Here is a 12,030-nt window from a genome sequence, read left to right as displayed (position 1 = left end):
GAAATTTTCAGGATTTAGACTCAAAGAAAATCGGCGCTAATCCCATCCATTCTTTACGAAACGCGGCGCGAACAAGGAGTATCCGAGATTCATACCGGAATTTCAATCGTAAATTCTGTACCCTGGCTCAGAACCGAATTAAAACTTAATTTGCCACCGTGGGTTTTTTCAACGATTTGACGAGCGATCGCCAACCCTAAACCCGTCCCTTTACCAACAGCTTTTGTCGTAAATAAATGGTCAAATATTTTTTGTTTAACTGATTCGCTCATCCCTTTGCCATTATCAGTAATCGAAACTTTTATTAGATTGTTTTCGACTGAGGTTGTAATTGTAATGCAGTTAGGATTGGCTTTAATTTCTTCAAAGCTGAGTCCATGATTAGATTCATCTAATGCATCAATAGCATTAGCGAAAATATTCATAAATACCTGATTTAATTGACCGGGGAAACATTCTACTTGAGGTAAATTACCGTAGTTTGCAACAACTTGAATCGCCGGACGTTGTTCATTGGCCTTGAGACGATGTTTGAGAATTAAAATTGTGCTATCAATGCCTTCGTGGATATTGAAAGGTACTTTGTAGTCTTGATCGGCACGAGAGAAAGTTCTCAAACTGGTGCTGATGTTCTTTAGCCTGTCACACGCCATAGACATAGAATCAATCATCTTGGGTAAGTCTTCTAAGCTATAATCCAAGTCGATTTCTTCGGCGTGGTCTTCGATTTCATCGCTTTTGTTGGGTAAACTTTCTTGATATAGTCTGAGATGTTCAACAATATCAGCGATAGTAGGTTTCGCTTGTTTGAGACTAGCAGCAATAAAACCAAGGGGATTATTCATTTCATGAGCTACACCAGCAACTAAGTTTCCGAGTGCAGACATTTTCTCAGTTTGCACCATTTGTAATTGTGCTTGTTGCAGGTTTTGTAAAGCAGTTTCTAGCTCTTGTGCTTTTTGTTGAAGTTGGACTTCGGCAACTTTGCGATCGCGTAGCGCAACTTGCTGTTCTGTAATATCATCTGCTAGGGAAGCAACTCCGATTGACTCGCCATCTGCATTTACAAGCGGATTATTATACCAAGCGCAAATGATAATTTTACCATCCTTTGTCACATTTTCATTGATACTGTAATTGCCGCCCTCCTGCGATATAATTTCGACGCTGACTCGCTCCATTTCTGCTTGAATTATTTCAGGAATGATGAATTTGAATCCACAACCCAAAGCCTCTTGTTTGCTGTAGCCAAAGATTCTTTCTGCGCCTGGGTTCCAGTCAGTAACGTGATAATTGGTATCCCACTCGATGACTGCTAATGGAGTTTGCTGAACCAATAGCTGGAGTTTTTGCTGGGATGCTTGGAAGACAGACTGGGCGGCGCTTAACTCCTCAAGCGATCGCTCTAGCTGTTGGGCATTTTCTAAGGAACGTTCATAAAGTCGGGCATTTTCCAAAGAAATTGCTGCCTGAGTACACAGCAAGTTGAGCAGTTCGACGCGATCGCTGGTGAACGCCCCCGTTGCTAAATTATTTTCTAGATATAAAATGCCTATCAACTTACCTTGATGTAAAATCGGGCTACACAAGATACTTTTCGGCTGCTGACGCATGATATACGGGTCGTTAGCTAAGATCGGATCGGTGCTTGCATCAAGTATCACAGCAGTCTGTCTATCGTGCTTCACTTTGTAAATCAGCTTTAGGGGAATATCTTGACTGTCCTCAACGGGAAGGCGTTGTAACACTACTGGCTGCATCCCCACGGTAATTGACCCTTTAATTAGCAGACGTTCACCTTTGGTATCGCCTAGCGAATCGTTTCGCAACAGCATAAACACGCATTTATCAGCCCCAGCATTTTCAATGACGATTTCAAGCAACGATGAAAGCAGTTTTTCAAATTCGATTTCGCCGGAAAGAGTGTGAGAGGCTTTGAGAATAGCAGCTAAATCTAAAGCAACAGAAACACTACTACTGTGGGAAGTGCCGGAATTCGTGGGTGTAACACTTGCTAACGAGAAGATTGTTTCGCTAGTGGAGAAGGGAGTATGGGTGTGCTGGAGGATAGGGGCTAGCAGTTGCGGATAGCGTCTTTCCAGATCGGCAACCTTGGCTTTTGCCCCCCAACGTGCGTATGAGTAATATGCTTCTTGCATATATGCTTGGGCGAGTTTTTCTTTCCCCCAGTTGAAGTAAAATTTGCCAGCAAGTTCATTCGCTAGTGCTTCTTCTTGGATATATGTGTTTTCTTTGGCAGAGGCGATCGCGCGATCGTAGTAATCCATTGCTTCATACTTCTGCCCCAATACCCGATACTGCTCTGCTTCAACCAAATAAAATTTGTGTAAATGGTTTGTGGGTGCATGGTTTGCCCATTGTTCCAGCTTCTTTTGGTTGTCAACAACTTGCTGGGGGAGGCATTCTTTACCTTGAGCGTTGGGTAACATCGCCAGGTGAGTCAATGAATCGTAAAAGTGAAACACCGGAACCATAAAACAGCCGGATACTCCACTTAAATATTGTTTGGCATCAGCCGCCACTTTGATAGCTTGTTCCCACTCATTAAACAAGTAACAAAGAATTAATTTATTGATATACAGTGTTCCCATTGCGTAAAGATCGTTTGCCTGCTGATGCAAGGGCAACATGATTTGTTCGTCATAGATTACACCTTGAATTTCCCAAGGACACTTGCTCTCGGCGAGTAAATTTAAGACGGATTGGTAAAAGACTCTCAAATAATTATGAGCAACTTCCTGTTTTAGTTGAGCCAATGCCTGATTGTAAACCTTCATCTCTGGTTCTAGGATTGATAAATCTTTTCCGAGAAAAAAGGAAAGCGAACAGTAATTGTAGGCACAGTAGGCAGCATATTCTAAAGTACCCATCTCCAGACCGCTATGGTATCCGTCGAGTAAAGGAGCGAGTGAATTTTGAATATGATGTTTCCAAGGTTTCACGAAGGGATAAACCATGTTAATCGTGCTGGCTTTAAATTCTCTACTTTGGAAGCGTGATAGTAGTCCCATTGCCAGTTCGCCAATGCGATCGCCTAAGTCTATTTCTCCAATAACACACAAAATTACTCCATACCAAGCATAAGCCTGTGCTGATACCGCAGCATTACCGTATTCTACTGATAACCTAATCTGCTTACACACGATTAATGGCAGTAATTCTGGAACCGCTTGATAGACTGCTGCTGTCACCGCCGCTAAAATTCGGATTGTTGCCAGGGCTTGGAAGTCTGTCATTTCCGGCAGTTCCAAGAAATCTTCTAAATGTTGTCCTTTTAATACATCTTGAGTCTGTTGCAAACTTTCAGTAATATCTGCGTCAGTCGGCTGTGGAAACAATACTCCAAATAATTCCAAAATCGAAAGAGCGGTTTTAATAGCTTTGGGCTGTTGACTCTGGGCTACCTCGGCCAAAATTCTCACTTCATAGACCTTCACTTTGTCTAGTAATTGACGAGCATTTTGCACTACTTCGTCAACTATCTGCTCCATTTGCCTAAAATCACCGCTCAGACAGGCTACTTCTGCGGCTAAATCATGCAGAGCTAACGTTAGTTCATAGCATTGCTGCCAACAACTTGTTGGAAGAAGTTGTATACCTTTAGTGGCGTATTCAATTGCTGCAACGTAAGCGGTTGCAGATTTAGCTCTTTGGGCAGCAACTAGATTTAGCTTTGCTAATTCCTCACGTTCAGTTTCTACAACAATTAAATCGGCTCCTTTATTTAATTGATTGACAATTTCAAAGATTTTTTCCTCTTTTTCTGTCTCGCTCATTACACTTAAAAGCAATTGTCCAATTTTTAAGTGCGTCAGTTGTTTTTGGTCATCGGGAATCAGAGAATAAGCGGCTTGTTGGACGCGATCGTGTAAAAATCTGTAAGAAACTGTCATTTGTCCTTGGTCATTGGTCATTTGTTCGCTTTTGTCTAATGACAAATGACCAATGACTAATGACTCTTGTTGATAAAATTTATAAACATCACCATTAGGTAAAATCAACCCTTCTTGTAATGCTTTCCACAAAGCCGCAGCCGTTTCGATTTGAGATTGTTTAGAAACAATTGCCAAACTTGCTAAATCAAACTGATTCCCAATACAAGCAGCTAGCTGTAACATCTGTTGAGTTGATAGCGCTAGTTTTCGTAATTGAAAACCCATAAAGGCAACAACATCATCTGTAACGGCTTGAGTCATCACTTGGGTAATGTCACATTGCCAACAGCCTAACTCAATATCAAATTGAATCAGATTTTCTTGATGCAATGCTTTGAGAAACTGGATTGCAAAAAACGGATTTCCTTGAGTTTTCTGATAGATTAATTGAGAAAGAGTCCATGCCGAAGTTTCTGCACATTTAAGTGTGTCACCAACTAATTGATTAACTTTGAGTTGACTCAGTGGTACTAAAGTAATTGTATTAATCGTCACTTTATTTTTTTTAATTTCACTCAAAGCCAACATTAAGGAATGTGCTGGATTGACGAGGCACTGCGTTGGACGGGTTTCCCGGCTTGAAGCAAGTGCCGTTTCGTTATCGCGGTATGCACCAATTAACAAAAGATGTTTTGTATCAGCCATTAATAGCTGCATTAACTTCAATGATGCCGAATCTGCCCATTGCAAGTCATCTAAAAATATCACTAATGGATGTTCAACACTGGTAAAAACTTGGGTAAATTGTTGAAATAATAAATTAAATCTATTTTGTGCCGCCGTTCCTGATAATTCTATGGCGGGTGGTTGTTCGCCAATAATTCTTGATAATTCGGGAATGACTTCAATAATTACCTGTCCATTTTCCCCGACAGCATCTAAAATCTTGCTTTTCCATTCCTGAATCTGTGCATCACTTTCGGTTAACAATTGCCCCATTAAATCCCGGAATGCTTGTACAAATGCACTAAAGGGAATATTCCGTTGAAATTGGTCATATTTGCCTTTGATAAAATAACCGCGTTGGCGAACAATCGGTTTATGAACTTCGTTGACAACCGCAGTTTTTCCAATTCCCGAAAAACCTGCTACCAGCATCATTTCTGTTGCACCAAGGCTGACTCTCTCAAAGGCTTGGAGTAAAATTGATATTTCGGTTTCTCGTCCATAAAGTTTATCAGGAATGATGAAGCGATCGCACACATCACGCTGTGCAATTTCAAAATATTCAATCTTACCATAAACTTGTAGCTGAGACAAACATTTTTCTAAATCAAACTTCAGTCCCAAGGCACTTTGATATCGATCTTCGGCATTTTTTGCCATCAATTTCATCACAATATCGCAAATAACTTGGGGAATATCTTCTCTATTTTTTAAAATTTGTGGAAGTTTAGCAATATGACAATGCACCAATTCCATTGGCTCGTTTGATGCAAAAGGTAAATTTCCTGTAAGTAACTCGTAAAATGTCACACCTAAAGAATAAAAATCAGTTCGGTAGTCAATCCCCCGATTCATTCTTCCTGTTTGTTCTGGGGAAATATAAGCGAGTGTTCCTTCTAAGATATTGGGATTGACTAGCGTTTGGGTTTCTCGTGGTAGTAAAGATGCAATACTAAAGTCGATTAATTTAACTTGTTTGGTTTCGGGATTAATCAGAATATTGCTAGGTTTAATGTCTTTGTGAATAATCCGTTCGTGGTAGAGTATATCCAAGGTATTGCATAGTGCGATCGCAATTTCTAGAAACTCCTGTAGAGATTTTCCCCTTCCCTTGATTCCCCATTCCTTGAGGGAAATCCCCCCAAAGTCTTCCATTACCAGCGCATAGCCATTTTGATAGGGTTCTAGGCTATAAGTTTGGACTATTAGGGGTGAGTTGAGATTTTTAGCTATGGTGTACTGATTCCGAAACGATAAGAGTTCGCCAAAACTCGGATGAGGATTTTTCAGTAGTTTAATAACTACAGGTAATGAGTCAGTCTCTCGATATCCTCGATAAACAATGGTTCTAGAACCATTGTAGAGTTCTTCGCTAACCTTGTATCCAGGAATATTGACAAGAGTGCTAACCATACTGCTAAATTTTTAAGACTTCCAGATTTAGTATTCCCAGATGTCTGAAGTTGTTTACTAAACGAGCCAAAAATTACACTGGAAATTCAATCACAAATTCTGTACCTTCACCAAGAACAGAGTTGCAACTCAATTTACCGCCGTGGGTTGATTCAACGATTTGTCGAGCGATCGCCAACCCCAACCCCGTTCCTTTTCCCACAGCTTTTGTAGTAAATAAATGCTCAAAAATCTTTTGTTTAACTGATTCGCTTATTCCTTTGCCATTATCAGCAATGGTAATTTTTACAACACTATTTGCCAGTAAAGTATTAATTGTAATGCAATTAGGATTTGTTTGAATTTCCTGAAAACTGCGTCCAATATTCGACTCATCTATTGCATCAATAGCATTAGCAAGAATATTCATAAACACCTGATTTAATTGACCAGGAAAACATTCAATTGGCGGTAAATTACCATAGTTAGTTATCACTTCAATAGCTGGACGTTGTTGGTTAGCTTTGAGGCGATGTTTGAGAATCAGAACGGTGCTATCAATACCTTCGTGAATATTAAATAGCACTTTATAATCTCGATCGGCACGAGAAAAAGTGCAGAGTGAAGTGCTGATTTTTTTCAGCCTGTTGCACGCCATCGTCATAGATTCAATTACCTTAGATACGTCTTCTAAGCTATATTCCAAATCAATTTGCTCGGCATGGTCAATAATTTCCTCACTGCTATTTGGGAAAGTTGTTTGATAGAGTTTCAGGTGTTCGGTAAGATCGGCAATGATGGGTTGAGTTTGTTGCAGGCTAGCAGCAATAAAGCCCAAAGGATTATTCATTTCGTGAGCAACACCAGCAACTAAGTTACCCAAAGCAGACATTTTCTCACTTTGGATCGTTTGTAATTGGGCGTTTTGCAAATCGGTTAGCGCCTGTTGTAATAAGAGCGATTTTTCCTCTAAAGCAAGTTCTGCTTTTCGGCGTTCGCTAATATCCAACAAGAACCCATCCCAAACTATAGTACCATCGGCTTTTTGTTCTATTCGGGCTTGGGAGTGAATCCATTTAATCATCCCAGATAGGGTAATAATTCGCCCTGACCACTCAAAATCAGTTAAGGTCTGCATTGAGTCAATAACAGACTGCTGGTAACTTGCGACATCATCTGGATGCATTCTCTCCAAGAGCAACTGCACATTAGCGATCGCTTGTTCGGCTGTAATTTCGTATAGTTCATAACATTCTCTACTCATATAGGTGAGAGACATTGCACCATCAGCAAATATCTGATACTGATAAACAACCCCAGGAACATTATCTACAAGTTTCTCAAAGCGAGAGTTACTCGCACTCAATTCGGCAAGCGATCGCTCTAACTGTTGGGCATATTCTAAGGAACGTTCGTAGAGTCGGGCATTTTCTAGGGAAATGGTAGCTTGAGCGCAGATTAAATTCAGCAGTTCGACGCGATCGCTGGTGAACGCTCCCATTGCTAAATTATTTTCTAGATATAAAATGCCCATCAACTTGCCTTGACGCAAAATCGGACTGCACAAGATACTCTTGGGCTGTTGACGAACAATATACGGATCGTTGGCTAAGGTGGGATCTGCTGTCGCATCCACCAGGACAACAGTCTGCCTGTTGTGCTTGACTTTGTAAATCAGCTTCAGGGGAATATCTTGGCTCTCTTCAATGGGAATGCGCTGCAATACAATTGGTTGTGCCCCCTCAACAATTAACCCTTTGACCAACAAGCGATCGTCTCGCAACAGCATAAGCACGCATTTATCCGCCCCTGCATCTTCGATGACGATTCTAAGCAACGATGAAAGCAGTTTTTCAAGTTCGATTTGCTCTGAGAGAGTTTGGGAAGCTTTGAGAACAGCTGCTAAATCTAGGGAATCAGAACTGCTGCTAGAAGTGGCCGAACTGGTGTATGTAACGCTTCCCAAAGCGAAGATGGTTTCGTTAATGGAAAGGGGAGAACGGGTTTGCTGTAATATCGCAGCAAGTAGTTGAGGATAGCGTTTTTCTAAATCAGCAACCTTGGCTTTGGCTCCCCAACGAACATAGCCATAGTAGGCTTGAATCATATACTCCTGAGCAATCCGCTCCTTATCCCATTCCAGGTAAAACTTTGCTGCTAGTTCGTTGGCGAGTGCTTCAATTTGGCTAAAGTGATTTTCTTTGGCTGCGGTAATGGCGCGATCGTAACAGGCGATCGCATCTGCGTAATTACCAGAAACTCTTGCCATTTCAGCCCCAAGCAACAGCGATTGATGCAAAAAGTTCTCTGGACAAGTCTGTGTCCAGGTTTCTAGCAGCTGCCGATGCTGCTGCATCACATTCCAGTAGTGCTGTTGATTCTCTGGTGTTGCTTGGAGATAAAGCGCGGCTAAACTAAGTGGGTAATAGAAGTGGAATAAAACGATCGGAAACAGACCAAGATTAGAAGCCAGGGTTTTTTCAGCAATTGCAGCAACTTCCAGGGCATCGGCATAGCGACCGTACAAGTACAATAGCTGGAGTTTCAAGAAACAATACCAATTGATCCCAGCTTCAAAATTATTCTTTTGCCAAGCATCAAGACAGAGAATCTGGCGATCGCCGCGATCGACTAGCAGATCGGGTTCTGCTAATAAACCTTGCAGGTGCAAAAGAAATTGCTGCTGGAGATTAAATGTCAGCGTCATGTTCGCATTATTTACTTGTTGCACATAGCTCAAGTATTTCTCGGTTTCGCCATACACCTCTGATAAGCAATCGCCCTTCAACAGCATCGTCCAAATCAGACATATTACTGCCCAAATGCCAAACCCAATGTCACCTGTTTCATAACTAATCTGAACAGATTGTTGGTAAACTGCGATGTTTTCCACCAGTGGTCTGTTGTAGGGATTGATTGTATGACCAAAAACGTTATTGGTTTTAGGAATGAACTTGGCGCTATTGAATTGGCGATCGAGCTTTCGCCCTAAAGTAGCGAACTCATAAGCACTTCGATAGTCTCCCTGAATTGTGAGCATCATCCCATACAAACAATAAGCGCAACCCGAACTTTCGGCATTGCCATAGGTGAATGAAGTCTGAACCATTAACAGGATGCTGAGAATTGTCAGCGCTTGATTGCCACCAACATAAGCAGCTCCCCATAAATCGGGGAGGATTGACATACATACTTTCTTCGCCGGATCGGTCATCGCAGGCAGATCGAATAAATCTGCGGGTTGCACAGTTGCCAGTTTGGAATGAATTTCTTGGAGTGTAGTTGCAATTAGCGCTTGCTGACCTGCATCGGTTGCCGGAATGCTCATACCCATAACACTCAAGCCACTCAATGCAGCCTCATAAGCGGCGAGTAAATTCTCTCCCTGATTGGATCTCAGGGCTAGTTGCAGCCCATAAATGTCTGCTAGCTCGAATTTATTCTCGACGTACTGTAATGCCTGATGGAAGAGTCGTTCTGCCTCGTCAAAGCGTCCTGTGATGTATTCGCATTCTGCACATTCCCGATAAAGCTTAAACGTGAGGTCGTAGGCAGTTTGCCAACTATCTTCGGGAAGCATTTCCATACCGATCGCACAGTATTTAATGGCTGCTTTATAAGCTGTGGAAACTTTTGCTTTTTTGCCAGCAATCAGATTCAACTGCGCTAACTCATAGCGATCGCCGATCCGATTTATCAGAGCAATTCCATTGTTCAACTGATTAACAATATCAAAAATATTCAGTTCTATGGCTTCAGGTGCAGTATTTTGCAACAGCAATTGCCCAATTTTGAGATGAGTCGCTTGCTTTCGATCGTCAGGAATCAGAGAATAAGCAGCTTGCTGGACGCGATCGTGCAGGAACCGATAGGTCGGATTAACTGTCTCCCCTTGGGACTTTTGGGCATCCTGAAAAAACTTGTAAATCTGACTCGTGGGTAAAATCAAGCCTTCCTGCAAAGCTTTCCACAATGCTGTGGCTGCATCGGTTGGCGATCGTTCTGAAACAATCGCCAATGTTTCCAGATCGAACTGTGCCCCCACACAAGCAGCCAGCTTCAGTATCTCTTGAGTGGTTTGTGGCAACTTTTGTAATTGCTGCGCCATGAATTCAACCACATCATCAGTAAGCGAGAGCAATTTCACCGACACCATATCGCATTGCCAGTGTCCAACTTGCAGGTTATATGTAATGTAGTTCTCCTGATGCAAAGCTCTGAGAAATTGGGTAGCAAAGAAGGGATTGCCTTTGGTTTTTTGATAAACTAACTCTGCCAGGGGTTGTGCTAGAACTGTGGAACAACTGAGGGTGTCGGCAACCAAACAATCGATCTGAGATTGACTTAACGGGGTGAGGGTAAGGGTACTGATAGTTGCCTCAGCTTTCTTCATCTCCTCCAGTATCAGCATTAGCGGATGGCTGGGAAAGACTTCGTTATCTCGGTATGCCCCGATTGTTAGCAGGGAATCCACTTCGCTTTGACTCATCAACACTTGCATTAAACTCAGTGAAGCTGAATCTGCCCACTGCAAATCATCGAAGAATATCACTAACGGATGTTCTAGTGTAGCGAACGCGGCAATGAATTTTACAAATACCAAGTTGAAGCGGTTCTGGGCGGCACTACCATTGAGTTCTGGGGCTGCTGGTTGTTTGCCGATAATCTGCTCTAGTTCGGGAATGACTTCAATTAGGACTTGCCCATTTTCACCTAAAGCACAGAGGATTTTGTCTTTCCACTGCGCTAGTTGCTCATCAGTTTCGCTTAACAATTGTTCCATTAAATCTCGGAATGCCTGTACAAAGGCACTCAACGGGATATTGCGGTTAAACTGGTCAAATTTGCCTTTGATAAAGTAGCCGCGTTGTCTGACAATTGGTTTATGCACTTCGTTGACAACAGCAGTTTTGCCAATCCCCGAAAACCCAGCAACCAGCATCATTTCTGTTGCGCCAAGGCTGACTCGCTCAAATGCTTGCAGGAGAGTTTGAACCTCCATGTCTCTGCCGTAGAGTTTATCGGGAATGATGAAGCGATCGCACACATCCCTAGTGGCTATTTCAAAATCTGTTACTTTACCATCAACTTGTAGCTGATGCAAACATTTTTCTAAATCAAACTTCAACCCCAATGCACTCTGATATCTATCTTCGGCGTTTTTCGCGATTAATTTGCTCGTAATATCACAAAGAACTTGGGGAATCTCGTGATTTTTGAATTTTGTTAGCGCAGCACGAGCGTCATTTGGAATTTTGAATCGATCGGGTTGTTTTGCAATATGAGAATGTACCAACTCCATTGGATCGTTTGAATTAAACGGTAATTCCCCAGTCAGTAATTCGTAGAAAGTTACGCCAAGTGAATAGAAGTCTGTGCGATAATCAATCCCCCGATTCATTCTACCTGTTTGTTCGGGGGAAATATAAGCAAGTGTCCCTTCTAACACATTGGGATTGACCAGGGTTTGGGTTTCCCGTGGTAAAAGTGATGCAATACTAAAGTCAATTAATTTAACTTGTTTGGTTTCGGGATTAATTAATATATTGCTGGGTTTAATGTCTTTGTGTATGATGCGCTCGTGGTAGAGTAAATTTAAGGTGTCGCACAGAGCGATCGCAATTTCTAGAAACTCCTGTAGAGATTGTAGATTCCCTGTGAGTTCCCATTCTTTGAGAGAAATCCCGCCAAAATCTTCCATTACCAGCGCATAGCCATTCTCATAGGCTTGAAGGCTGTAGCTTTGGACGATTAGCGGTGAGTTGAGATTTTTAGCAATGGTGTATTGATTGCGAAACGACAAGAGTTCGCCAAAACTCGGATAGGGATTTTTCAGCAGTTTGATCGTTACTGGTAAAGAGTCACTCTCTCGATACCCTCGATAAACCAGCGTTCTCGAACCATTGTAGAGTTCTTCAGTTATGTGATATCCGGGAATCCTAACAAGAGTGCTGACCATAACTGCTCAAAGAGTGAGATTTACAGATATAGTGTTCCCAGATAGATTAAGTGTTTG

2 protein-coding genes are annotated in these 12,030 nt (G+C 41.9%); both read right to left on the bottom strand.

Features of this window, described 5'->3' with window-relative positions:
* Positions 1-89: 89 nt before the first annotated feature.
* Entirely contained in the window at positions 90-6,035 is a 5,946-nt protein-coding gene (locus tag RM049_RS08020; protein ID WP_322703803.1) for an AAA family ATPase, read from the bottom strand.
* Between the two features lie 73 nt (positions 6,036-6,108).
* Complete coding sequence (locus tag RM049_RS08015) at positions 6,109-11,973, bottom strand: AAA family ATPase (RefSeq protein WP_322703802.1); 5,865 nt, start codon at positions 11,971-11,973, stop codon at positions 6,109-6,111.
* Between the last annotated feature and the right edge of the window lie 57 nt (positions 11,974-12,030).

The organism is Nostoc sp. DedQUE04, assembly GCF_034530995.1.
GTDB lineage: Bacteria > Cyanobacteriota > Cyanobacteriia > Cyanobacteriales > Nostocaceae > Nostoc.
This window is presented reverse-complemented; position numbering and strand designations above follow the sequence as displayed.

Excerpts from the sequence above, each read along its gene's own strand:
- RM049_RS08020 (WP_322703803.1), bottom strand. The coding sequence starts at position 6,035 with ATGGTTAGCACTCTTGTCAATATTCCTGGATACAAGGTTAGCGAAGAA.
- RM049_RS08015 (WP_322703802.1), bottom strand. The coding sequence starts at position 11,973 with ATGGTCAGCACTCTTGTTAGGATTCCCGGATATCACATAACTGAAGAA.